The sequence below is a fragment of the Paenibacillus sp. FSL R5-0517 genome (genome assembly GCF_037974355.1).
Taxonomy (GTDB): domain Bacteria; phylum Bacillota; class Bacilli; order Paenibacillales; family Paenibacillaceae; genus Paenibacillus.
The window spans coordinates 55,062-79,221 of the sequence record NZ_CP150235.1; the positions used below are offsets into that span (position 1 = coordinate 55,062).

Below are 24,160 nucleotides of genomic sequence, written 5' to 3' on the forward strand. Positions count from 1 at the left end.
TTCCGACCTCCACATCCATAAGCTAGGTGTAAGAAGGAGGGGTACATGCCATGGTTGAGCACGGTAAGGCCAAACAGCATCATCTGAGCATGCAGAATCGGAAACTGCTGGATCTGACGGGTGTCTCCAACGTGGAGAGCTTCGACAGTGAGGAATTTTTGCTGCAGACTGAACTTGGGCATCTGACCATCCGGGGGCACAATTTACATATCAAAAACCTGAGCCTGGAGGAAGGTCTCTTATCCATTGAAGGCACAGTTAGCTCTCTGCAATATCTGGACCCCGGTTCCCAGAACAAGAATAGTAAAGGCCTGTTCGGCAAGATGTTCCGATGAGTCCGGATACTCAATGGATCACATTGATGTGGATGCTTACTTCGGGGGTCGTGATGGGAATGGCCTACGACAGTTACCGGGTACTGTCCGGACAGCTGCGGTTTCCGAGATGGAGTATTCACACGCTCGATCTGTTGTATTGGGTTGCTTCCGCGCTGTTCGTTTTTCGGATGCTATACGCCGGAAACCACGGACAGTTGCGGTTTTATGTCTTTTTGGGGCTGATTATAGGGGTTTGTTTCTATTTTTGGCTTTTAAGTGTTACAACCCAGCGTTTTGTGGTAATGTTAATTAAACTCGCAAGAACGCTGATTCATTGGTGTGGACATATCCTTAACATCCTGATCGTTATGCCGGCTAAAGGAATTTATAAGTTCATTCGCGTATTATTCGGTTTTGTAATTGCGATACTATTATTCCTGGGCAGGCTGGTACTGCAATGTTTGGTACCTTTCGGCAAGTTGTTCCGCTGGATGTTTAGGCCGCTCCTGAAATATTGGGTAACGCCATGCTTCATGATCCGTGTGGGTACAAGAATTGCAGCGATATGGAAACGCTGGTTTTAAGGAGGTCCGTAATGGGTAAAACACCTGTGGGCAGATCAAAGGCTCCAACTAACCAAGGAAAATCTGCCGGTGCAAAAAGGCGCCTCATGCTTTGGATGACGTTTATGATTGTATTTGTAATATGGGCAGGATATACATTCCTTGTGCAGAATGCACAAATTTCGGACAAGAGTTCTCAGCTGGCTACTCAGCAAGCTTCAAAGGCAGATACGTTGAAGAAGCTGGAACAGTTGAAGTACGAAGTCAGCCGGTTGAATGACCCTGAATACATAGGACAGCTGGCACGGAAAAAAGGATATTATCTTCCTGAGGAAACGCCAATCCAGGTTGAAGAGTCAGGGAACTGATGGAATTCGGTCCATTACCGAGCTAGGTTTGTTATCCGTGTGTCTGAAGCCGTTAAACCGGAAAAAATAGGCTCTCTGATGGGGTAGTGTTCAGTTGACCTTGGTTTACGGCATAAGGTATAATTACATTAGCGCAGCATTGATTTTGGCATTCAAAAAATCGGGTTGTATATTTTTAAGGGAGGATCATTTTATTCTATGGCAATTGAAGTGGGCACCAAGTTAGAGGGCAAGGTGACAGGAATCACGCATTTTGGAGCATTTGTGGATCTGTCAGGAGGTGTCACGGGTCTCGTTCACATCTCGGAAATCGCCGACAATTACGTCAAAGATGTCAACGACCACCTGAAGCTGAATGACCTCGTTACAGTGAAGGTTATCAACGTTGACAAGGATGGCAAGATCGGACTTTCCATTAAGCAAGCTGTTGACAAACCGGTTGAGCAACAAACACAATCCAGACCCCCGAGAGCTCCTAGACCGGAACGCAGTGGAGGAGATCGCGAACGATTCAGCGGCGGAGGTCCAAGTGGTGGCCAAGGTCGTGGTGGCGGCGGCGGTGGATTTAACCGTGGTGACCGCGGAGGCCGTTCTTTCAAGCCCGCAGCAGGCAAACCTTCATTTGAGGATAAAATGTCACGCTTCCTGAAAGATAGTGAAGAGCGGATCTCTTCGCTTAAGAAGAACACAGAAGGCAAACGTGGAGGCCGCGGAGCCAAGCGTGTGTAATCTGTCACAACCTGATCTAAACATATAAGTAAAACCGTTAGCCCTTGGGCTAACGGTTTTTTTGCATTTCTTTCACAGATGACTTTCACAGATAAGAGCGGAATAGCTTTTTTTGTAAAGTGAATCTCCATATCCCCAGTTTTTCTGCACGACAAAATGGAACCATAAGAACATTTGTCGTCTACCATTTTTTACCGACAGGTTTCCGTGGCATTCCACAGCTATCCTGCTCAAATGATGGCGAGACCAAAGCATCTCCAGTTCAAAATCAGACATTGCCTTTGTCGGAATGAAGTAAGGGAAGGACAGAAACCACAATAAGGCCGGGGGTTTTGCTCCACCGCGCCAGGTTCGTTTCTTTTGTCGTAAACTTTTTGGACCCTGCCCACCTATTCTGACAAACTACGTCTTCTATTCTATCTATAATCAGAACCATCGAGAACGAAACACGAAAATTCAAATTAATCGAATGGGGTGCCTTGAGGATGATGGAAAAGTGGAATGTCATTCAATTTCCGGGAATGAAAGCAGGTAAAGGTGGTACGGAAGCTCGGGAGGAGTTGTCTGTACGTCTGAAACATTGGCTTGGCTCCCGCAAGGCTGTCCAAATGGTGGCTTCCCGCAAATGGGTACTGCTGCTTACGTTTATGGGATTTCTACTCGGAAAGGCGATGATCCTGAATGAGTTATCTCCTTTTGCCATTGCGTACTTCGCCGTAATTGCTTTCATGCGCAGGGATTACATAATTCCGGTAGGCGCCGCTCTACTCGCAGGTAGTCTCTTTGCACCGTTTCCCGTACCACTCATTGTTGCATCAGAGATCGCCATCTTTTATCTGCTCTTCCGCGGTCTGGAGTCATATGATCGTGCTGAATTATCTTATGCGCCGACGATGGTGTTTACCACTACATTTATGGTCAAATTATTCGCGGTTGTGATCGGGCCATCCTTCAGCTGGTACGCTATGCTGATGCTCACGATGGATTCGGTACTAAGCTTCGTGCTTACCCTTGTTTTCATACAAGCCATACCGATCTTCACCTACCGCAAAAAAAAGTTCAGCCTGAAGAACGAGGAGATCCTCTGCCTGATTATATTGCTCGCATCCGTTATGACGGGAGCTGTGGGGTGGACCATTCAATCCTTATCCGTCGAGCATATGCTCTCCCGTTATCTTATATTAATCTTTGCGCTGGTGGGCGGAGCCCCCCTCGGAGCCTCAGTTGGGGTCATTACTGGATTGATTCTGAGTCTGGCTGACATGTCAGCGGTGTATCAGATGAGCCTGCTTGCTTTTGCCGGGATGCTGGCAGGGATGCTTCGAGAGGGTAAACGTGCGGGGGTTGCACTGGGCATGCTGCTAGGTTCGTCCATTCTATCCATCTACTTGGGTGGGCCAGGTGATGTGATGAATTCATTATGGGAGACATGTGCGGCTATCGTTCTGTTTATGTTGACACCTAAGAGCTTGATGACGGCGATATCGAAATATGTACCAGGTACGCAGGACCATACCAAATCCCAGCATGAGTATGCCAAGCGGATTAGGGATATCACAGCAGAACGGGTCACTCGCTTCTCGCAGGTATTCCGTCAATTGTCACGCAGCTTTGATCAGATGTCCGGTGCGGGCGAGCCAGTACAGAAAGAAGGTGGAATGGATCATTTCATGAATGCGGTTGCCGAGGGCACATGTGCAAGCTGCTTCAAGCGTACGCAATGTTGGGATGCCAAGTTTATTCAGACCTACAAATACATGACCGATGTGATGAGTACCATTGAAGGGAACCCGGAGATTTCAGGTAAGCAGATTCCAGTGGAATGGAACAGGGTGTGTTCGAAGCCGGAAGAGGTACTTGAAGTCATGCGTGCCCAATACGGGCTGCATCAACATAACATGCAGTGGAAACGCCAGATTATTGATAGCCGGCAGCTGGTTGCAGAGCAATTGTCCGGTGTATCTCAGGTCATGGAGGACCTGGCCAAAGAAATTCAGCGGGAAAGTGAGGAGATGGTGCAACAGGAGGAACAGATTCGGGATGCACTGGAGTCACTGGGCCTGTCCATTCACTCTATTGAGATCATCAATCTGGAAGCGGGCAATGTGGAAATTGAGATCGTACATGCATATACACGGGGATTCGATGAGTGCCGGAAAATGATCGCTCCGCTGATCTCGGATGTACTGGACGAACATATCGCCGTCTTGCATGAGACAATGACCGACCCTCGCCAGGGACTGGCGACTGTTACGTTTGGTTCAGCCAAAACGTTCGAGGTAACCACCGGTGTTGCTGCTGCTGCCAAAGGGGGAGATGTGATGTCAGGCGACAGCTTTAGCACAGTTGAGTTAGGAAACGGTACATTCGCGGTTGCACTCAGTGATGGAATGGGCAATGGAGAACGGGCTCGCATGGAGAGTAGCGCGGCACTGAACATACTGGAGCAGTTGCTACAGTCAGGCATGGACGAGAAACTGGCGATCAAATCCGTGAATTCCGTTCTGATGCTGCGCTCCCCTGAAGAGATGTATGCCACAGTCGATATGGCGCTGATTGATGAGTATACGGCAGAGACAACGTTTATGAAAATCGGATCAACGCCAAGCTTTATCAAACGTGGACAGGAGGTTATTCAGGTTTCAGCCAGCAATTTGCCAATCGGTATTATTAAAGATATTGAAGTGGATTTGGTGACGGTACAGCTACAACCAGGTGATATCCTCATTATGATGACGGATGGCATCTATGATGCACCGGGGTATGCTGTTAACAAAGAGCTATGGATGAAACGGCTCATTCAAGAGATTGATACAGACGATCCACAAGATTTGGCCGATTGCCTGCTTGAAAGTGTCATAAGATATCAGCAGCATGAAATTCTGGATGATATGACCGTCGTTGTTGGAAAAGTAGAGCATTTCCGTCCTGAATGGGCCACACTGCGTGTGCCCGGCATTAATCGGATGGAGCGACCACGGACCGTCAGCTAATTGCATATTCTTCTGTTTGAAGTCTCTTCAATCTGGCAATGCTAGTCATAGAGTTGGAGAGTAACGAATAACGGAGGGATATCGGATGAAGCAAATCTTATTGATCACCGACGGTTGTTCCAATGTAGGACCAAGTCCGGTGCTGGCAGCGGCCGAAGCACAGGAAGAGGGCATTACGGTTAATGTAGTTGGCGTGATTGATTATGGAACCATTGGTGAATTGGGCAGTCGGGAGATTGAGGATATTGCCAGAGCCGGAGGTGGAATCAGCCAAATCGTAGGTACACGGCAGCTTGCCCATACCATGCAGATGATGACAAGGAAAACGGTGGTTCAGACTATTCAGCAGGCGGTTAATAGAGAGTTAACACAAATTTTGGGGGAGAAGGAGCCCAAAACGGTAACCGATCTGGAGCCTGCACAACGCGCCCGGGTCGTGGAAGTGATGGATGACATGGCTGAAACTACAGCCTTACAGGTGATATTGCTAATAGACGTCAGTGCCAGCATGAAGCCCAAACTGGCAGCGGTTGAAGAGGGCATTCGCGATTTAATGTTGAGTTTGCAGGCGCGTGTAGGTCAGAGCAAGCTTTCCGTATTTCATTTCCCGGGACGACACAGTGGAGAAGATGCGGTAATGGATATTGACTGGACAACGGATCCAGGCCGTGTTCGGTCCCTGTTTGGAAGGTTGCAGATGAAGGGCGCAACACCGACAGGTCCTGCAATTCAGAAGGTGATTGATTTTTACCGTTATGGTACACTGGAGGAACAGCAGGAAATAGAAGGGAACTATCGCATTGAAAGAGAAGGGATGCTCGGTGACAACGTTGTCTGACGCCTCTTTCCCGCCAGGAACAGTGGTTACAGGGAAATGGAATCGCAGTCGTTACACGATTCGGAAGCTACTGGGCAAAGGAGCCAATGGCATCGTTTTTCTTGTCCAACGGGGTGAAAATGGCAAACACTACGCGCTAAAAATGGGATTTGATCCGGTAGATCTACAATCGGAAGTCAATGTGCTCAAATCTTTTCAACTACAGCGTAATCATGAAGCCCTTCGGCAGAGCGGCATTCCTTCCTATCTTAAAGATGTGGATGATTATGCCGTTCGTGGCCGGGATATTCCCTTTTATGTGATGCGTTACGTTAGAGGTGAGGCTCTTCATCACTTCATTCGGCGTCAGGGGACAGACTGGACACTTCTGGTGGGACTTAGGCTCTTGCAGAAGCTGGCACAATTGCATCAGGCAGGATGGGTGTTTGGTGATCTCAAACCTCAGAATGTGCTGGTATCCGATTATGGGCAGGTAGAACTGATCGACTACGGCGGAGTTACGTCTATTGGTCGAAGCGTCAAGCAGTTCACCGAATGGTATGATCGGGGCTTCTGGAATGCAGGCAGCCGTACAGCCGATGGTACCTATGATGTGTTTGCATTTGCATTATTGTTGATTCATGTACTTGAAGCAGACGCGCTCAAGGCACTGGCAGCAGAAGGATTACCACAACTGCGAAGTGTGAATCAGCTCGTAGCGCTGGTGGAGCGCAGTGAACGACTGGGTCCTTTTCGCAATTGGACGATTCAGGCACTACGAGGTCAGTTTCGTGATGCAGGTCATGCGGCACAAGCGTGGAAGGAAATGATGGCTCGTCCCACGCCTCTACGCCGTCGTTCCAAAAGTACAACACCGCGCTGGCTTAAGAACGCATTCGCTGTATCTGTGATATTACTTATTGGAGTGCTCATCTATGCACTGCGTTTCTGATCTGTGAGAGTGCATATACATAACGCAAGGAATGAGGAACAGGTATGGAGGCTTTACGCTGGAACATGCTGGTGAAGAACGTGCTGGATGCAGCGGAAGAGCATCAGTTATGGGTTCCCGGGGATCGGATTGTCGTCGCAGTATCGGGCGGGCCGGACTCGGTGGCTTTTTTGCATATCATGCACGAGATCAGCAAGCGGCATGTCCCGCTTGAATTGATCTGTGCGCATGTGCATCATGGTTTCCGTCCCGAATCGGATGATGAAGCCGACAAAATGATGGAACTGGCACAGCAGCTTGGCATTGCATTTGAATGGACCAAGGCCGATGTTCCTTCATATATGGAGCTGACGGGTCAAGGACCACAGGAGGCTGCCCGCAACAAGCGGTATGCTTTTCTACATGAAGTAGCTACCAAGTATAATGCCGCAAGCATCGCTTTGGCACATCATGCGGATGATCAGGCGGAGACAGTCATGCTTCATTTGCTTCGTGGAACCGGCTTGTCGGGACTCTCAGGAATGAAGTTTAAAAGGCGAGAAAAAAATGTGGAACTTATTCGTCCATGCCTTCGTATAAACAAGACAGACCTTGTAGAAGCTTGTAATACCCAGGGTTTTATGTATTTTAATGATGAAAGCAACACCCTGCGTAAATATCGGCGTAATGCCATTCGCTTGGATGTGCTTCCTTTTTTGGGGCAGTATAATGGACAACTCACGCCGTCATTGAATCGGCTTGCCGAAATTGTGGGTGATGAAGACGATTTCATGGAGCAGAGTGCATATGACACATACAGGTGTCTAGTGCAGGTGAACGGCGGAAGGCAAACCTTTGAGGTGCCTTCCTTCTTGAAGTTACATGTCGCTTTACAACGAAGGTTGATTAAACTAATATTGAATTATCTGCCTTTGGACAGTGATTTTGTCGACTTTACCCGTATAGAAACCATTCGACACAAGGTCATGGAGACCGATGTGACGACCTGGAGCCTGGATATAGGACAGACACTCGCCTGCACTCGGGAGTATAATCTGATTTCTTTCGGCATACGGACGGACGTACAGGATCAATCTTACGAGTATCGTCTTGCGCAATGGAGTGGAACTTATGAGCTTTCACTCACCCCAATTAATCGATATATTCGGTTGATGACGGTGAGTCCCGAGGACTATCATGTACCAGAATCGGCGGATCAAGCCGCGTTTGATGCGGATCAACTGCTTATGCCGCTGGTTGTGCGTTCACGGTTACCTGGAGATACCATGAAAGTAATGGGATTAAACGGAAGCAAAAAGGTGAAAAATATTTTCATCGATGAGAAAATCCCCCCATCTGTCCGTCCACGTATTCCTGTGGTATGTGATGGAGCAGGTCATATCATCTGGTTACCGGGTGTTCGACGGTCCAGTGTGGCTCCTGTCAGGGAGGGCACTTCCGCAATCCTGTACATGACTGTAGGCGATTCAGCGATTCAGGGGTAGTGGTTATGGTTCAGGTAAGGCTTTCATAGTATAACTTAGGAGGTTCGCACAGTTGCAGAACGACATTCAAGAAGTATTGATCAGTGAAGAAGAAATTCAGAGTAAAGTCAAGGAATTAGGTGCAACACTAAGTGCCGAATATGCAAACCGCAATCCTTTGGTCATTTGTGTGCTCAAGGGTGCGTTTATATTTATGGCTGATTTGGTTAAAAACATAACGGTACCTGTTGAAATGGATTTTATGGCGGTATCCAGTTACGGCGCTTCCACCAAGTCATCAGGTGTTGTCAAAATCATTAAGGATCTGGATGTGTCCGTTGAAGGACGGGAAGTTTTGATTGTCGAAGATATTATCGACAGCGGACTTACACTCAGCTATCTGATTGAACTGTTAGAAAACCGCGGTGCCGAATCGGTGCGTGTGGTTACGCTGTTCGACAAGCCTTCAGGCCGTAAAGTTGAGTTGGAAGCTCATTACACAGGCTTTGACATTCCTGACGCGTTCATCGTTGGTTACGGTTTGGATTTTGCGGAGAAGTACCGGAACCTGCCCTATATCGGGATTTTGAAGCCGGAAGTCTATAGTAGCTAATATCCTGCCCGACCCAAGCCTTGAGCTGTTCTTGGCTTCTGTTGAGAAGCCATGTCGGGCTATGTTAAAATAATTAAAGTGTCTCGAGAGGAGGTAGGGGATGAATCGGTTCATCCGGAATTCTGGTTTTTATTTGATTCTTTTTTTAGTTGTGGTGGGGATAGTCCAGTTCGTCAGCAATGGCGGCGAAGCCACCGATAATCCTAGATATGATCAGTTGCGTGCAGCGATCAAAGCCAACAATGTCTCTGAATTGACGGTTCAATTCAACGGTCAAACGTATCTCGTGACCGGTCAATACAAGAAGGCACCAGATGGCGCCAAATCAGAAAATTTCTCAACGTATATTCCTCCTACGGATGAGGCAATTAGTGAGCTTGTAGCTGCAAGTGAAACTAACAATTTCCAATATCATCAGGAGCCAATGAAAGGTGACAGCATCTGGTTGACGTTGCTGACTTCCTTTATCCCTTTGATCATTATGTTCCTGCTGTTCTTCTTCCTGTTTAATCAGGCTCAAGGCGGCGGCGGTAAAGTAATGAACTTTGGTAAAAGCCGTGCTCGTCTCTATAACGAAGAGAAGAAGCGGGTTACATTTGAAGATGTTGCGGGTGCTGACGAAGAGAAACAGGAACTTGTTGAGGTTGTAGACTTCCTCAAGGACCCTCGTAAATTCGCAGCAGTAGGTGCACGGATTCCTAAGGGCGTATTGCTCGTAGGTCCTCCAGGTACAGGTAAAACGTTGCTCGCTCGTGCGGTAGCCGGTGAAGCGGGTGTACCATTCTTCAGTATTTCAGGTTCCGACTTCGTGGAAATGTTTGTCGGTGTCGGTGCATCACGTGTACGTGATTTGTTTGAAAATGCAAAGAAAAATGCGCCATGTATCATCTTTATCGATGAGATTGATGCTGTAGGACGTCAGCGTGGTGCTGGTCTTGGTGGTGGTCACGATGAGCGTGAGCAAACACTTAACCAGTTGCTCGTTGAAATGGACGGTTTCGGAGCTAACGAAGGTATTATCATCGTAGCTGCAACGAACCGTGCAGATATTTTGGACCCTGCCTTGCTGCGTCCAGGACGTTTTGACCGTCAAATTACGGTTGACCGCCCTGATGTAAAAGGTCGTGAAGCTGTCTTGAAAGTACATTCCCGTAATAAACCACTGACTAAAGACGTGAAGATGGATATTATCGCGAAACGTACAACAGGTTTCTCTGGTGCAGATTTGGAGAATCTCTTGAACGAAGCGGCATTGCTAGCAGCACGTCGTAATCGTAAAGATATTTCCATGAAAGAAGTTGACGAAGCGATTGACCGTGTCATCGTTGGTACGGAGAAGAAAAGCCGTGTCATCAGTGATCGTGAGAAACGAATCGTTGCTTATCACGAAGCAGGCCATACCATTGTAGGATACTTCCTGGAACATGCTGATATGGTACATAAAGTGACCATTATCCCGCGCGGACGTGCGGGTGGATATGTAATCATGTTGCCAAAAGAAGACCGTATGCTGGTTACCAAGCAGGAACTGTTGGATAAAGTAACCGGACTTCTCGGAGGTCGTGTAGCTGAAGAATTGTTCATCGGAGAGATTGGTACTGGTGCATACAGTGACTTCCAGCAAGCGACAGGTATTGTTCGCAGCATGGTTATGGAATACGGAATGAGTGAGAAATTGGGACCTATGCAATTCGGAAGTTCACAAGGACAGGTATTCCTTGGTCGGGATATCGGTCATGAACAGAATTACTCGGATTCCATTGCGTATGAGATTGATCAGGAAATGCAACGCTTTATCAATGAATGTTATGAGAAATGTAAGGACTTGCTTGTTAAACATTCAAAAGAGATGCATCTGATCGCTCAAACTTTGCTTGAGGTAGAGACTTTGGAAATGGATCAGATCAAGCAATTGATCGAAACAGGTTCCTTAACTCCAAAAGCAGAGAACGACAATGATGGTGAAGGCACACCAACTGAAGGCGGAGAGCCAATCATCGACAACATCGGTGATGTGCGTGTCCGTATTCAAGGTAAAGATGAAACGCCTGAGCCACCAGCAGGAGATATTCCAAACGAGTCTCCGAATCTGGAAAAAGGTAATAACAATAACCCGGATGATGGCGGAACGAAGCCAACGTCTTAATGAATAATACATCTGGCTACGCCAGCAGGTGAAATCAGGAGAGCCCTTGGGCTCTCTTTTTTTGTCCATTATTTTAAAAGGGGATAGATACAGATAAACGGGAGTTAGATGGCGAACCAGTTAGCAAACAGGTGGTTAAGGTGCTGTACCGGGCCTTTTTCATTTATTGACAGAGTCGTGAACGTTGTGTAGATTAGTTGTTAAACCGCTTGTGATTCGTTTCTCAAGCGACATTAACGACTTAGGATGGCCCTACGAAACAGCGTATGACGCTGTCCCGATAAAGGAGAGGATCACAGGTGGAAGCTCTGGCTTTAGAGCGCAAGGCTGAGATGAACCGCGAGCTGCGTGAGCGGCTGATGGAATTGAAGAAGGAACGGAATGCCATTATTCTTGCCCATTATTATCAACGTGACGAGGTACAGGAGGTTGCTGACTTCCGTGGAGATTCGTTTTTGTTAGCCCAGAAGGCAGCACAAACCGATGCCGATGTAATTGTTTTCTGTGGTGTTCATTTTATGGGTGAAAGCGCTAAAATTCTGGCGCCGAACAAAACAGTTATTATTCCGGATGAACGTGCGGGCTGCCCGATGGCAGATATGGTGAACGTGGATGGACTACGCAAATTGAAAGCACAACACCCTAACGCCAAGGTGGTTACTTATATCAATTCCTCGGCTGAGATTAAGGCTGAGACTGACATCTGTTGTACTTCAGCGAATGCAGTTCGGGTTATTCAATCGGTGGATTCCGACGAGATTATCTGGGTACCTGATAAAAACCTGGGACATTACGTGCAGCAGCATACAGACAAAAAAATGATTATCTGGGAAGGTTACTGCAACACGCATGATATGCTCACAGTCAAGGATGTGGTGGAGATGAGAGCTAAGCATCCAAATGCAGAGTTTGTTGTTCATCCAGAGTGTCGCCCTGAAGTTGTGGAAATGGGTGATTTTGTGGGCAGCACAACAGCTATTCTGGAGTATTGCAAAAATTCATCAGCGAAGGAATTTATCGTAGGTACCGAAGATGGCACAGGATATCAGCTTCGTCTGGACAGTCCGGATAAACAGTTCCACTTTGCTACCAAGTTCCTCGTATGTCCCAATATGAAGGTGAACAACTTGAAGAAACTGGTGAAATGCCTGGAAACGATGAAGCCGCAGATCTACGTGCCACCGGCTGTTGCCGACAAAGCCAGAGAATCACTAGAGCGCATGTTGTTGGTAAAATAGGATGCGCTACTCTTGCTCCAAGACAGGTGAATAACATGATACCGCAATATTTAGTTGATTTTGATCTGTCTGCGCTACCCTTGGTAGAGACGGATGTACTGGTTATAGGCTCAGGGATTGCTGGCTTGTTTACTGCTATTAAGGCCAGTGAACAACAACGTGTATTAATGATCACGAAGAAGTCATTACTTGAAAGTAACACCAGATATGCGCAGGGAGGAATCGCTGCGGTTATTGCTGAGGATGATTCACCTGCTTACCACTTGCAGGACACACTTGTTGCAGGAGCGGGCTTATGCCGCTCCGAGGCGGTAGAGGTATTGGTGAATGAGGGTCCGGACGGAGTGAAGGAACTGATTCGTCTGGGTACTTTGTTTGATCTGGAGAACGGCGAGTTGGCATTGACGCAGGAAGGTGCGCATAGCCACCGCCGTATTTTGCATGCCAACGGGGATGCCACGGGATATGAGATTGTACGTGCACTTGCTGTCGAAGTGAATGAGCATCCCGGGATTGAAGTATGGGATGAGCATTTTGTTGTTGACCTGATTACAGAGCGAGGGGAATGCATTGGCGCACTGGTTCAAAAGGATGACGGATCGCAAGTGTTCGTGAAAGCACAGGCAACCGTTCTTTGCTCTGGCGGGGCAGGGCAACTATACCGATACACAACGAACCCGGATGTAGCTACTGCCGATGGTGTAGCAATGGCCTACCGGGCTGGGGCTATCGTGCGTGACATGGAATTTATCCAATTCCACCCCACCTCTCTTTGTTACCCGGGGGCCCCGCGTTTCCTTGTGTCAGAAGCCGTACGTGGTGAAGGAGCATACTTGCGCAATGTGAAGGGCGAACGTTTCATGGATCGTTATCATGTCCAGCTTGAACTGGCCCCACGCGATATCGTGGCACGAGCGATTGTTAGTGAGATGGAGTCCACCAACAGTACGTTCGTGTATTTGGACATTACGCATGAACAGCCAGAGATGATCAAGCACCGGTTTCCTACCATATATGAGACTTGTATGCGTTATGGATTGGACATGACAACCGACTGGATTCCCGTTGCACCTGCTGCCCATTACATGATGGGTGGCGTGAAAACGGATTTAAGTGGAGAGAGCAGCATCTCCCGATTATTTGCTTGTGGCGAGGTATCTTCTACAGGAGTGCATGGAGCTAACCGACTGGCAAGCAACTCCTTATCAGAAGCGATTGTATTTGGCCGGAGAATTGTTGAGCGTATTCAATCTCTTCCTCCGCTTGGTTCATTACAAGGAAGAGCGGGTGCGCCTTCATCTGCGGGCATGAATAGCAAGATCAACAAGATCATGGAAGAGCAAAAGCCGGTATCCGAAAGACGCTTACGATTACAGAAAATGATGGTTCGTCAGGTAGGCTTGCGCCGAAAAGGTGAGGACCTGCGGAAGGCCATGGAGAAGCTGCAACAGGAATTGCAGTTTTTTGATCAGACACTTACTCATAAGGAAGAGTTGGAGTATGCCAATCTTCTGACCTGTGCCTGGTTAGTTACCGGTGGCGCATTACACCGCGAGGAGAGTCGGGGGGCTCACTATCGTGAGGATTTCCCGGTACGTGATGATATGGTGTGGCAGAAGCATAGTCTGCAGCAGCGAGAACAAGCGATTGTGGAGGAATTGATGTCATGATACTGAACGGATATAATGAAGGGCTTATCGAATCAATCAAAAACTGGCTTCGTGAAGATGTCGGTGCAGGTGACGTTACAACGAGTGTGACGATCCCAGCAGGCAACCAATCCAAGGCTATTATACACGCCAAAGACAATGGTATTATTGCAGGCATGACTGTGGCTGAACTTGTATTTCAGATCGTTGATCCTGATCTTGTTTTTACACCGAAGGTAACAGACGGAGACAAGGTTACCCACGGCACAATTTTAGCCGAGGTAGAGGGAAGTACACACTCGCTACTTACGGGGGAACGACTGGCACTCAACTTGCTGCAACGTATGTCCGGGATTGCTACGCGTACGCGTGCTTACGTTGATCTGCTGGATGGACTTGAGACCAGACTTGTGGATACACGTAAGACAACGCCGGGTCACCGATTACTTGAGAAATACGCAGTGCGCGTGGGTGGCGGAGCGAATCATCGATTTGGACTGTACGATGCCGTTATGATTAAGGATAACCACATCAAGGGTGCAGGCGGAATCACCGAGGCGGTACAGCGTGCGCGAACCGTTATTCCACATACGATGACGATTGAAGTGGAGACTGAAAATCTGGAGCAGGTGAGAGAAGCCTTGCAAGCCGGGGCAGATATCATTATGCTGGATAACATGCATCCAGAGCGGATGCGTGAAGCGGTTGAGCTTATTCGTGAACAGGCTCCTCATGTGAAGGTTGAAGCATCCGGTAACGTATCCCTCCAGACCATTCGTGGTATTGCTGAGAGTGGTGTGGATGTAATCTCGGTTGGCAGGTTAACCTATTCTTTTGAGAGCCTGGATATCAGCCTGGATTTAAATGAAAAGAAAGAGGGGTGAACCTCTTTGATTCTAGTTGTAGACGTGGGGAACAGCAATATGGTGCTCGGCGTATATCAAGGCCGGGAATTGCTGCACCACTTTCGTCTGAGTACATCCCGTCAGTCAACAGTGGATGAATACGGCGTATTGATTTATAATTTATTTCATATGTCGGGTATCAGGGCAAGTGACATCGAAGGTGTCATCATCTCATCTGTGGTTCCGCCACTGGTGAATGTCATCGAAGCGATGTGTGAGAAATATGTAGGCAAAAAAGCTTTACTCGTCGGGCCCGGCATTAAAACCGGCTTGAACTTGCGATATGAGAACCCTCGTGAAGTGGGTGCAGATCGTATTGTGAATGCAGTAGCGGCCGTTGAGAAATATGGCGGCCCTCTCGTCGTGGTCGATTTCGGTACCGCAACGACCTTTGACTGTATTGACGAGAAAGGTCACTACCTGGGTGGAGCTATTGTACCTGGCATTCAGATCGCCACGGAAGCCCTCTATGAGCGGGCATCCAAGCTGCCTCGTATAGAGCTGGAGAAACCTAAAAAGGTCATTGGCCGTAATACTATTCATGCCATGCAAGCAGGTATTATATTTGGCTATGCAGGGCAGGTAGACGGTATTGTAGAACGCATTCGCGAAGAGATGGGTGCGAAACCCAGAGTTATCGCGACAGGTGGTCTCGCTACACTTATCGCAGAAGAAACCCGTAGTATAGAGGAAGTTGATCCGCTGCTTACGCTTGAAGGGCTGCGTATTATATATGAGCGGAACCGGGAAAGGTGAGCATAGAGACGGCATACAGCGGGCTGAGATTACAGCTTAAGTGTTGTGCCGTTTTTTCTGTGTTACGACTATTATGGCGATACGCCAAAGGAGGCTGAATGACTTGGAAAACAACAACAAGCATGACCGGTTAATTCGTGGTACAGCAATGAATGGAAAGGTAAGAGCCTTTGCTATCCAGACTACGGAACTGGTTGAGGAACTACGCAGAAGACATGATACGTTTCCCACGGCTACAGCTGCCATGGGGCGTACGGTTACAACTGCAGCCATTATGGGTGCAATGCTCAAAGGTGAAGAGAAGTTAACGGTACAAGTCAACGGCGATGGTCCAATTGGACAGATTGTAGCCGATGCCAATGCCAAAGGCGAAGTACGAGGATATGTTTCTAATCCACATGTACATCTGCCAAGCAACAGTGTGGGGAAACTGGACGTTGCCGGTGCGGTTGGAACGGAAGGTTTCATTAACATAACGAAAGACCTGGGATTGAAAGAGCCATATCGTGGCAGTGTACCTATTATTTCAGGAGAACTGGGTGAAGACTTCACGTACTATTTTGCTCAATCGGAGCAAACACCTTCTGCTGTAGGCGTTGGCGTGCTCGTTGATACGGATAATTCCGTTATTGTCGCAGGCGGATTCATTATGCAGCTGTTGCCGGGATTGACAGACCAAGAGATCACGGCGATCGAAAATGCTATTAGTGCATTGCCGCCAGTGACGACTTTACTGGAGCAGGGGCTTGAATTGGAAGAGTTGCTTCGCCGATTGTTGCCAGATGTACAAGTAATGGAAGGGTTGGATATTCATTTTAGCTGTGAGTGTTCACGTGAGCGGGTAGAGAAGACGCTAATCAGCCTGGGCCAAACGGAGATGGAACAATTAATTGAAGAAGAGGGCCAAGCTGAAGTAGTTTGCCAATTCTGTAATGAAGCTTATGACTTTAATAAAGAACAACTTGAGACCATCCTAGAGCAAGCCAAGAACTGATCTATGCGGGGACGGGATGCGGAATGACAAGACAGGAAAAAGGGTTGTGGACGGCTGTCATTGTCTTGACGCTGGGCATGCTGGTCATGGGTACGGTGATGGCTATGCATGGTCTCAGACAGGGCAAAGACGAGGCAGATGCATCCCATGATGCCAATACGGAAGAAGGAAGCACCGTAGCGACGATCAACGGAGAAGTTATCACGGATAAAGAGTGGACCGATGCGCTGAAAAGACGTTACGGCAGTGAGTTATTACTCCAGATGTTAAACCGTAAAGCGGTATATGCCGAAGCAATTGAACGCAAGCTGATCGTCACTCCCCAAGAGATTGCAAGGGAGCTCGCGGCCGCGATGGATGGGTACGATTCGGAGAAAGCGTATTATGACGAAATGAAGTCTCAATTGGGCCTGTCGAAACAGGAGCTTGAATTGGAAGCCGGCTACAGGCTGCTGTTGGAGAAAATCGCAACGATCGGCATACAGATCAAGGATGCAGATATTGAGCATTACTGGACTGAACACCGTGAGGACTACGTTTCCCCCGAGAAATATGACTTGTCCATTATCGTAGTGAAGGAAGAAGAGGAAGCCGATTCCTTACTGGATGCGTTGGAGAAGGGGGAAGACTTTGAAGAAGCTGCCCGCAGGCAATCGACAGACAGCTTCTCTCGTGATGCTGGTGGCAGGCTGGGCTGGATTGAGCGGAATGATCCATTCCAGTCCGAAGAAATTCTTCAACTCGCTGCCGGACTGGATATAGGTAATATTGGTGGTCCAGTTCAAGTGGAAGAGGGCTATGCGATTATCAGACTCAATGATAAAGAAGAACAACAGGTGCAATCGGCCGAAGAGGTCCGTGAGGAGATTCGAATGCAGCTGGCTCTGAGTCAGGCGGATCCCTTGCCACAGGTCGAACAAATGCTGCGTAACAAGTATGAAGCCGTAATCCTGTCCGAGATTCCTGCCTCCTGAAATTTTATGGGAATATGGTCTCGCTCTGCAGCATCTTGATAAAAATACTCTGTCTGCGGTCTTAGGGCCGAAGGCAGAGTATTTTTTTGAGTACTCATATTGACAATAAGGGTTAACGTTGATAAGATGAAAATAATAAATACCTACTCGTTTACTCGGATATAAAAGCTTTACTTTTGAACAAAGAAACTTACGGAAACCTTCACCCTGTCTTGAAATATTAGCAGTAAGGGATGGGAGCAGCAGGATTTCCGCAGTTCTTCTATAACATCCCAGAGGCTATCGGCCGCACAAGTATAGTTAACAGGACTCAAGTTTTATTCATCCACTAAGGAGGGCATTCATATGGCTAAAGTAGTTAATAACGTAACAGAACTCATCGGAGGTACTCCGCTTGTTCGTCTGAACCGTATCGTACCTGAAGGCAGTGCTGAAGTATTCGTGAAGCTGGAGTATCAGAATCCAGGTTCAAGCGTGAAAGATCGTATCGCAATTAGCATTGTGGAAGAAGCGGAAAAAGAAGGCAAGTTGAAACCAGGTGATACCATTATCGAAGCAACAAGTGGTAACACGGGAATTGGACTCGCGATGGTGGCTGCAGCCAAAGGCTACAAGTCCGTTATTGTAATGCCTGAGACCATGAGCTTGGAGCGTCGCAACTTGCTTCGTGCGTACGGTGCTGAGCTTGTGCTTACACCTGGAGCTGAAGGTATGAACGGTGCTGTTAAAAAAGCCGAAGAACTGCTGAAAGAAAACCCATCCTATTTCATGGCTGAGCAATTTAAAAATAAAGCCAACGTGAAGATTCACCGTGAAACGACTGGCCCTGAAATTGTTGATGCAATCCAGTCTGTGGGCGGTACGTTGGATGCGTTCATTGCCGGAATTGGTACAGGCGGAACAATTACAGGTACAGGCGAAGTGCTGAAAGAAGCTTTCCCTGGTATTAAAATTGTTGCAGTTGAGCCAGCAGCTTCGCCAATTCTCGCAGGCGGCAAACCAGGACCTCATAAGATCCAAGGAATTGGTGCCAACTTTATTCCTGAGATCCTCGACCAAGAAATTTATGATGAGATCATCCACATTGAGAATGATGATGCATTCGAGACGGCTCGTCAGGTAGCGAAGGAAGAGGGCATCCTGTCCGGTATTTCTTCCGGTGCAGCGATCCGTGCAGGTCTCCAGGTTGCCAAACAGCTGGGTGCAGGCAAACGCGTTGTTGTAATCGTGCCAAGTAACGGTGAACGTTACCTCAGCACACCGCTTTACAACTTCGAAGGCTAAACCTACAAATGACAAAACCAATCCTCCTTGCCCGCTGACGGGTATGGAGGATTTTTGGTGTAATGCTTTTAAAAGGAGCGGCGCTTTAGTATACTATCAGACAATAGAACTAGCGACAGATGGAGGGCGGCAAACCGCAATGACACACCTGATGACAACATACGCCGACTGGATGGAGTGGGCTGAGCAAGGCTGGACCATGATGCCCTATATCACCAAGTCGGATGAGGGGCCGTATCATGGCGGTTTACCGTTATCTTGGGAGGCAGCCTGGGAACAGGCGTCACCCTACGCAATGGTGTTGGAGAATGGCAAAGGCGGAAGATATACTTTTCTGGGACTAGACCCCGTTTCCGTTATTTCCGGGAAGGGTCAGGAAGCGGTTATTCGTGATGTACCGGAAGAAACCACCTCGATGGACAGCGGCAAGCCGCTTGATGTATTGAAGAGATGGACAGCCCCTTATCGTGCGCCTAAGGTTACTGGGGCTCCAGACTTTGGGGGTGGATACGCAGGTTATCTCAGCTATGATGTAGCGAGATCGTTGGAGAAGCTTCCAGCCTTGGCTGAAGATAACCCGGCTCTGCCGGATTATTGGTGGATGCGTTTTGAAGAAATATGGGCGTATGACCATCAGCAACAGGCACTTTTCTGCATGGTTCATCTGGCTGTAGAGCCTAATCCGAACGAAACCGATGTGCGTGGTCTATATGCAGTAGCCGAAGCGCGGGCGATAGCGATGCAGCAACGATGGCTTCATATAATGGGGGTTGCACAGGCCGAGGAACAAATGCAGGCACTGGAACGCCGCAACAAGCAGGTCAATCGTACACCGCAGCCTGAAGATGCGAACAGGGAATCCGAAGGGTGGGCAACCTCCTTCCCACAGGAGGAATTTGAACAGGCTGTACGCACAGTACAGGAATATATCAGACAGGGCGATGTGTTCCAGGTGAATCTGTCCTTGAGACAGGAAAAACGGCTTCATTCGAGCGCTGAGCATATTTATGAATGGTTGCGCCTCGTGAATCCATCACCGTATATGGGTATGCTTCGTAGTCCAGATTTTCAACTGGTAAGCGGATCTCCCGAGCTGCTGGTCAAAGTGGAGAACGGGAAAGTCAGTGCACGTCCCATCGCAGGAACCCGAAGAAGGGGCCGTGATGAGGCAGAGGATAAGGCTATGGCGGATGAACTGCTGGGCAGTGAGAAGGAACGGGCGGAGCATATTATGCTCGTCGATCTGGAACGTAATGATATTGGACGGATTGCAGCCTACGGTTCGGTTCATGTGCCTGAATTGATGACCATCGAGAAGTATTCCCATGTCATGCATCTCGTTTCCCAGGTGGAAGGCAGACTGGCAGAAGGGTTATCCGTATTTGATGTGATTGCTGCGACATTCCCGGGTGGAACGATTACCGGAGCGCCCAAAGTCCGCACCATGGAGATTATCGAGGAGCTTGAGCCTGTGCGTCGTGGACCTTATACGGGTTCCATCGGGTGGATGGATTACAGTGGAAATATGGAATTGAACATCGTCATTCGTACACTTGCCATTAAGGATGGTATTGGTTATGTACAGGCCGGTGCAGGCATTGTCATTGATTCCGATCCATATCGGGAATACAAGGAATGTCGCAACAAGGCAAGGGCGATGATGAGAGCTGTGAATTACAGCGAAGAGGCAGAAGCAAGCAGAGTTATGGAACAGGAACAAGTAGAGCGAGCCGAAGCCATTAAAAAATAAAACGAAGCAACCGTCACTTGATTGACGGAAGATGAGGAGGAGCAGGCATATGATACTGGTTATCGATAATTACGATTCCTTCACGTACAACCTGGTTCAATATCTGGGTGAACTGGGTGAGACGGTGGAAGTTCGCCGCAACGACGAGATTGATTTGGCAGGCATAGAGACACTGGCACCTGATCATATTCTGATCTCTCCGGGTCCTTGTACACCGAATGAAGCAGGTATTAGCCTGGCAGTCATCGAGCATTTCAAGGGAAGCATTCCGATCTTTGGTGTATGTCTGGGGCATCAGTCCATTGGACAAGCGTTTGGGGGCAATGTCATTCGTGCAGAGCGCATGATGCACGGCAAAACATCCGAGATGCACCATAATGGAACATCCGTATTTGCCGGATTGCCATCCCCGTTTACAGCTACCCGTTATCACTCCCTCATTGTAGAGCGCAGCAGTCTGCCGGACTGCCTGGAGATTACAGCGGAGACAGCTGAAGGTGAAATTATGGGTTTGCGTCACAAAGAATATGCGATTGAAGGGGTTCAATTCCACCCGGAATCCATTATTACAGACCATGGGCATCAGATGCTTCGCAACTTCCTGTCCCAACAGGTGAAGGTATAATATGCAATATGCCGCGATAAACGGAGAGTTGGTCAATATGGCGGCAGCCGTGGTTCCTGTAACGGATCACGGCTTTTTGTACGGACTTGGATTGTTCGAGACGTTTCGGACCTATCGAGGCAGCCCTTTTCTGCTGGAACGGCATCTGGAGCGGATGGCTTCGGGGTGTGAAGAACTGGGCATTCCTTTTACAACGACCGCGGCAGAGGTGACAGATTGGATTCAACGTTTGATGCAGGCGAACGGACTTCAGGATGCATACGTCCGATACACGGTATCCGCAGGTGAAGCGCCGCTAGGTTTACCTTCTGGTGATTATTCGAATCCAAATCATATTTTACTGGCAAAAGCATTACCTGAGCCCACTCCCTCTTTATATGAAAGTGGCAAAATGCTTCAAAGGTTGTCTACACCACGCAACACGCCCGAAGGTGAAGTCCGATTCAAGTCACTGCATTATATGAACAGCATTCTGGCGAAACGGGAGTTGAATGCGTATGGGCAGGATGCACAGAGTGCAGAAGGTCTACAATTAACCCGTGACGGGCATGTCGCTGAGGGTATTGTCAGCAATGTATTTTGGATACGGGAAAATGTGCTCTACACGCCAGCACTCTCAACCGGCATCCTGCCTGGCATCACGAGAGCCGTGGTGCTTGAGATCGCCACGGAGCAAGGCATTCCTTGCATAGAAACGTTAGCTGCCTGGCAGGATCTCCTGCAAGCAGATGAAATATTTCTAACAGGCTCGGTTGCCGAACTGGTTCCGGTTACGACTCTGCGGGATCAGGACGGAGTCGTAACGATAATCAGCAACGGACATATAGGCCCGGTTACAACAGTCCTTCTGGGTATGTACCGGCAGAAAGCGGGGTATACTTCATGACACTTACACCTGTCATCTATGAACGGAACTATGCATGGGGGCCAGCTGAGTTGAAGCTGGGTGCAAGAACACAGATTATGGGCATTCTTAACGTCACACCTGACTCATTCTCGGATGGTGGTCGGTATACCAACGTGGAGCGGGCGGTTGCTCATGCCATGCAGATGATGGAGGACGGGGCGGACCTGATTGATATCGGCGGGGAGTCCACACGGCCAGGTTCAAATGTAGTGGGCGCCGATGAAGAGCTGAGCCGGATCATTCCGGTTATCGAAGCATTGCATCAGCAAGCCCCGCACATTCCAATATCGGTAGACACGTATAAGGCCGATGTTGCGCGTCAAGCTATTCTAGCCGGTGCCCATATCATTAATGATGTGTGGGGTGCCAAGGCAGATCCAGATATGGCACGCACGGCAGCAGCACTGGGGTGTCCCGTTATTCTGATGCATAATCGACAGGAACGAAACTATACCGATTATTTGAGTGATGTCGTCAGCGATTTGCAGGAGAGCATACAGATTGCGCTGGGATCCGGTGTAAAAGCAGATCAGATTATCCTGGACCCGGGCATTGGTTTTGTGAAGGATCTCGCAGAAAATCTGAAGCTCATGTCATCGCTCGGTTTACTCAATGAAATGGGTTATCCGGTTCTGCTAGCCACCTCACGCAAAAGATTCATCCAAAACACCCTGGATGTTGGTGCCGATGATGCGCTGGAAGGAACGGCTGCGACCGTTGCCTTCGGCATCGCCCAAGGCTGCCAGATGGTTCGGGTTCATGATGTGAAGTCGATTCGGCGGACGGCAGACATGTGTGATGCCATGTTATACGCTTCTCCAGGTATACGGAGGAAATAATTCTGGCGGGTCAGAGTGACCCGTCCAGTGGAAGCGCAGCGTTTTTATAAGGCGAAGCTAAGGAATAACTTCAAATAGATTAGAATTTCAATATATATAGAGGGCAGGCGGATCGTATGGATAGAATGGTTATGCATCGCATGGAGTATTACGGATATCACGGTGTATTTGCCGAGGAGCGGAAGCTAGGGGCACGTTACTATATTGATCTGGAGATTGACATGGACCTGAGTGAGGCTGGACGTAATGATGATCTGACCAAAACGATCAATTATGCGGAGATCCATGAGCTGGTCAAACAGATTGTAGAGAATAAATCATTCCAGTTAATTGAAGCTTTGGGCGAACATATTGCATCTTCTTTACTAGACACTTATACTATTATCAATGCATTGACAGTCAAGGTGACGAAGCCACATCCGCCATTCGATATTCATTTTGAGGGCGTAACGGTAGAGCTTCGCCGCACAAGAAAGTGAGAACCGATCATGATTGTACATTCGACCTCTGAATCTTCAGAGGCTTATATTGCTTTAGGGGCCAATTTGGGTGACCGGGAAGAGACGTTGCTTGAGGCGTTGTCTTTGCTCGATGAACACCCTCATATATCCGTTCTGCGTTGTTCTTCGCTATATGAGACGGAACCTGTAGGGTATGTAGATCAGCCTGTGTTTCTGAATATGGCAGTCGCCGTACAGGTGATGCTGACACCGGAGCAGTTGCTTACGGAATTACTGGATATCGAGAACCGGCTTGGACGTGTTCGTGATATTCGCTGGGGACCGCGCACCGTTGATCTGGATCTGCTCTGGATGCAGGGTGAGACGCGAGATACCGAATTGCTCCAATTGCCTCATCCCCGTATGGGCGAACGGGCTTTTGTACTGGTGCCACTGTCGGATATCGTACCCGAGGACGAGGTTTCAGGTTTGTATACCTTTGTACAATCATCGTTGTCTGTACTGGATGGAAAGGATGGAATACAGCTTTGGAAAACATGCAATTGGCCAATCGAATCCGGGCATTCCGGAAGCTGAAAGGTTTAACACAACATGAACTTGCTGCCGAGACCGGCATCTCGCTGGCCATTCTGGGAACCATTGAGCGGGGGAACCGTAAGGTATCACAGCAAGAACTGGATCGAATTGCTGGTGTGCTGGCAATCAGTATCGAGGAGTTGCAGGGTAACTAGGACCGTTTCGGTTTCGTCATGCTATAACAATAGAGATATCGATCGAACCATAATCGTTGATTTATTTAGAATTGTAAAAGGAGTGA

The 24,160-nt window shown here is 48.4% G+C and carries 24 protein-coding genes; all 24 read left to right on the forward strand.

Annotation, left to right across the window (positions count from 1 at the left end):
* The first annotated feature begins 50 nt into the window (after positions 1 to 50).
* The 24 genes from yabP to MKX40_RS00375 all read left to right on the forward strand — a co-directional run bounded on the left by yabP (position 51) and on the right by MKX40_RS00375 (position 24,074).
* Positions 51 to 335: a sporulation protein YabP gene (gene yabP / locus MKX40_RS00260; protein WP_105602444.1), complete on the forward strand. Its 285-nt coding sequence runs from the start codon at positions 51 to 53 to the stop codon at positions 333 to 335.
* A complete protein-coding gene (gene yabQ / locus MKX40_RS00265) occupies positions 332 to 901 on the forward strand; it encodes a spore cortex biosynthesis protein YabQ (RefSeq protein WP_339238934.1) in 570 nt (189 codons plus the stop codon). Before yabP ends, yabQ begins: the two co-directional genes overlap by 4 nt.
* Before the next feature lie 11 nt (positions 902 to 912).
* On the forward strand, positions 913 to 1,248 hold the full coding sequence (locus tag MKX40_RS00270) for a septum formation initiator family protein (RefSeq protein WP_339238935.1): 336 nt from the start codon (positions 913 to 915) through the stop codon (positions 1,246 to 1,248).
* A 198-nt stretch (positions 1,249 to 1,446) separates the two neighbouring features.
* Complete coding sequence (locus MKX40_RS00275) at positions 1,447 to 1,977, forward strand: S1 domain-containing RNA-binding protein (protein WP_017691357.1); 531 nt, start codon at positions 1,447 to 1,449, stop codon at positions 1,975 to 1,977.
* Between the two features lie 485 nt (positions 1,978 to 2,462).
* On the forward strand, positions 2,463 to 4,970 hold the full coding sequence (gene spoIIE, locus MKX40_RS00280; protein ID WP_339238936.1) for a stage II sporulation protein E: 2,508 nt from the start codon (positions 2,463 to 2,465) through the stop codon (positions 4,968 to 4,970).
* 85 nt (positions 4,971 to 5,055) lie between these two features.
* Positions 5,056 to 5,808, forward strand: coding sequence for a VWA domain-containing protein (locus tag MKX40_RS00285; protein WP_339238937.1), 753 nt, complete (start codon positions 5,056 to 5,058; stop codon positions 5,806 to 5,808).
* On the forward strand, positions 5,792 to 6,739 hold the full coding sequence (locus MKX40_RS00290) for a serine/threonine protein kinase (protein WP_253428901.1): 948 nt from the start codon (positions 5,792 to 5,794) through the stop codon (positions 6,737 to 6,739). Before MKX40_RS00285 ends, MKX40_RS00290 begins: the two co-directional genes overlap by 17 nt.
* Positions 6,740 to 6,783: 44 nt before the next feature.
* Entirely contained in the window at positions 6,784 to 8,223 is a 1,440-nt protein-coding gene (gene tilS / locus MKX40_RS00295; protein ID WP_339238939.1) for a tRNA lysidine(34) synthetase TilS, read from the forward strand.
* A 52-nt stretch (positions 8,224 to 8,275) separates the two neighbouring features.
* A complete protein-coding gene (gene hpt / locus MKX40_RS00300; protein ID WP_017691352.1) occupies positions 8,276 to 8,815 on the forward strand; it encodes a hypoxanthine phosphoribosyltransferase in 540 nt (179 codons plus the stop codon).
* 100 nt (positions 8,816 to 8,915) lie between these two features.
* A complete protein-coding gene (gene ftsH / locus MKX40_RS00305) occupies positions 8,916 to 10,961 on the forward strand; it encodes an ATP-dependent zinc metalloprotease FtsH (RefSeq protein ID WP_339238940.1) in 2,046 nt (681 codons plus the stop codon).
* Between the two features lie 299 nt (positions 10,962 to 11,260).
* On the forward strand, positions 11,261 to 12,199 hold the full coding sequence (gene nadA / locus MKX40_RS00310) for a quinolinate synthase NadA (RefSeq protein WP_017691350.1): 939 nt from the start codon (positions 11,261 to 11,263) through the stop codon (positions 12,197 to 12,199).
* Positions 12,200 to 12,234: 35 nt separating this feature from the next.
* The gene (gene nadB, locus MKX40_RS00315) at positions 12,235 to 13,869 is read left to right on the forward strand and encodes an L-aspartate oxidase (protein WP_339238941.1); all 1,635 of its coding nucleotides are present in this window, start codon (positions 12,235 to 12,237) and stop codon (positions 13,867 to 13,869) included.
* Positions 13,866 to 14,732, forward strand: coding sequence for a carboxylating nicotinate-nucleotide diphosphorylase (gene nadC / locus MKX40_RS00320; protein ID WP_339238942.1), 867 nt, complete (start codon positions 13,866 to 13,868; stop codon positions 14,730 to 14,732). The genes nadB and nadC overlap by 4 nt, the downstream gene beginning before the upstream one ends.
* Before the next feature lie 6 nt (positions 14,733 to 14,738).
* A complete protein-coding gene (locus MKX40_RS00325; protein ID WP_026081372.1) occupies positions 14,739 to 15,509 on the forward strand; it encodes a type III pantothenate kinase in 771 nt (256 codons plus the stop codon).
* A gap of 73 nt (positions 15,510 to 15,582) precedes the next feature.
* Positions 15,583 to 16,503 (forward strand): Hsp33 family molecular chaperone HslO, encoded by a 921-nt coding sequence (gene hslO, locus MKX40_RS00330; RefSeq protein ID WP_339238943.1) that lies wholly within the window; start codon positions 15,583 to 15,585, stop codon positions 16,501 to 16,503.
* 23 nt (positions 16,504 to 16,526) lie between these two features.
* On the forward strand, positions 16,527 to 17,477 hold the full coding sequence (locus tag MKX40_RS00335) for a peptidyl-prolyl cis-trans isomerase (protein WP_339238944.1): 951 nt from the start codon (positions 16,527 to 16,529) through the stop codon (positions 17,475 to 17,477).
* A gap of 345 nt (positions 17,478 to 17,822) precedes the next feature.
* A complete protein-coding gene (cysK, locus tag MKX40_RS00340; RefSeq protein ID WP_339238945.1) occupies positions 17,823 to 18,761 on the forward strand; it encodes a cysteine synthase A in 939 nt (312 codons plus the stop codon).
* Between the two features lie 139 nt (positions 18,762 to 18,900).
* Positions 18,901 to 20,511 (forward strand): anthranilate synthase component I family protein, encoded by a 1,611-nt coding sequence (locus MKX40_RS00345; RefSeq protein ID WP_339238946.1) that lies wholly within the window; start codon positions 18,901 to 18,903, stop codon positions 20,509 to 20,511.
* 49 nt (positions 20,512 to 20,560) lie between these two features.
* Entirely contained in the window at positions 20,561 to 21,136 is a 576-nt protein-coding gene (gene pabA, locus MKX40_RS00350; RefSeq protein WP_339238947.1) for an aminodeoxychorismate/anthranilate synthase component II, read from the forward strand.
* A 1-nt stretch (position 21,137) separates the two neighbouring features.
* Positions 21,138 to 22,022: an aminotransferase class IV gene (locus MKX40_RS00355; protein ID WP_339238949.1), complete on the forward strand. Its 885-nt coding sequence runs from the start codon at positions 21,138 to 21,140 to the stop codon at positions 22,020 to 22,022.
* Positions 22,019 to 22,882 (forward strand): dihydropteroate synthase, encoded by an 864-nt coding sequence (folP, locus tag MKX40_RS00360; protein ID WP_339238950.1) that lies wholly within the window; start codon positions 22,019 to 22,021, stop codon positions 22,880 to 22,882. The genes MKX40_RS00355 and folP overlap by 4 nt, the downstream gene beginning before the upstream one ends.
* 116 nt (positions 22,883 to 22,998) lie before the next feature.
* A complete protein-coding gene (folB, locus tag MKX40_RS00365) occupies positions 22,999 to 23,361 on the forward strand; it encodes a dihydroneopterin aldolase (RefSeq protein WP_339238951.1) in 363 nt (120 codons plus the stop codon).
* Between the two features lie 9 nt (positions 23,362 to 23,370).
* Positions 23,371 to 23,919, forward strand: a complete 549-nt coding sequence (folK, locus tag MKX40_RS00370; protein WP_339238952.1) for a 2-amino-4-hydroxy-6-hydroxymethyldihydropteridine diphosphokinase — start codon at positions 23,371 to 23,373, stop codon at positions 23,917 to 23,919.
* Complete coding sequence (locus MKX40_RS00375) at positions 23,880 to 24,074, forward strand: helix-turn-helix transcriptional regulator (protein ID WP_339242857.1); 195 nt, start codon at positions 23,880 to 23,882, stop codon at positions 24,072 to 24,074. The genes folK and MKX40_RS00375 overlap by 40 nt, the downstream gene beginning before the upstream one ends.
* Positions 24,075 to 24,160 lie beyond the last annotated feature (86 nt).

Excerpts from the sequence above, each read along its gene's own strand:
- hslO (WP_339238943.1), top strand. The coding sequence starts at position 15,583 with ATGGCGATACGCCAAAGGAGGCTGAATGACTTGGAAAACAACAACAAG.
- yabQ (WP_339238934.1), top strand. The coding sequence starts at position 332 with ATGAGTCCGGATACTCAATGGATCACATTGATGTGGATGCTTACTTCG.
- spoIIE (WP_339238936.1), top strand. The coding sequence starts at position 2,463 with ATGATGGAAAAGTGGAATGTCATTCAATTTCCGGGAATGAAAGCAGGT.
- MKX40_RS00335 (WP_339238944.1), top strand. The coding sequence starts at position 16,527 with ATGACAAGACAGGAAAAAGGGTTGTGGACGGCTGTCATTGTCTTGACG.
- ftsH (WP_339238940.1), top strand. The coding sequence starts at position 8,916 with ATGAATCGGTTCATCCGGAATTCTGGTTTTTATTTGATTCTTTTTTTA.
- folB (WP_339238951.1), top strand. The coding sequence starts at position 22,999 with ATGGATAGAATGGTTATGCATCGCATGGAGTATTACGGATATCACGGT.
- MKX40_RS00275 (WP_017691357.1), top strand. The coding sequence starts at position 1,447 with ATGGCAATTGAAGTGGGCACCAAGTTAGAGGGCAAGGTGACAGGAATC.
- MKX40_RS00375 (WP_339242857.1), top strand. The coding sequence starts at position 23,880 with ATGCAATTGGCCAATCGAATCCGGGCATTCCGGAAGCTGAAAGGTTTA.
- tilS (WP_339238939.1), top strand. The coding sequence starts at position 6,784 with ATGGAGGCTTTACGCTGGAACATGCTGGTGAAGAACGTGCTGGATGCA.
- MKX40_RS00345 (WP_339238946.1), top strand. The coding sequence starts at position 18,901 with ATGACACACCTGATGACAACATACGCCGACTGGATGGAGTGGGCTGAG.
- nadB (WP_339238941.1), top strand. The coding sequence starts at position 12,235 with ATGATACCGCAATATTTAGTTGATTTTGATCTGTCTGCGCTACCCTTG.
- nadC (WP_339238942.1), top strand. The coding sequence starts at position 13,866 with ATGATACTGAACGGATATAATGAAGGGCTTATCGAATCAATCAAAAAC.
- MKX40_RS00355 (WP_339238949.1), top strand. The coding sequence starts at position 21,138 with ATGCAATATGCCGCGATAAACGGAGAGTTGGTCAATATGGCGGCAGCC.
- MKX40_RS00270 (WP_339238935.1), top strand. The coding sequence starts at position 913 with ATGGGTAAAACACCTGTGGGCAGATCAAAGGCTCCAACTAACCAAGGA.
- cysK (WP_339238945.1), top strand. The coding sequence starts at position 17,823 with ATGGCTAAAGTAGTTAATAACGTAACAGAACTCATCGGAGGTACTCCG.
- folP (WP_339238950.1), top strand. The coding sequence starts at position 22,019 with ATGACACTTACACCTGTCATCTATGAACGGAACTATGCATGGGGGCCA.
- pabA (WP_339238947.1), top strand. The coding sequence starts at position 20,561 with ATGATACTGGTTATCGATAATTACGATTCCTTCACGTACAACCTGGTT.
- MKX40_RS00285 (WP_339238937.1), top strand. The coding sequence starts at position 5,056 with ATGAAGCAAATCTTATTGATCACCGACGGTTGTTCCAATGTAGGACCA.
- yabP (WP_105602444.1), top strand. The coding sequence starts at position 51 with ATGGTTGAGCACGGTAAGGCCAAACAGCATCATCTGAGCATGCAGAAT.
- folK (WP_339238952.1), top strand. The coding sequence starts at position 23,371 with ATGATTGTACATTCGACCTCTGAATCTTCAGAGGCTTATATTGCTTTA.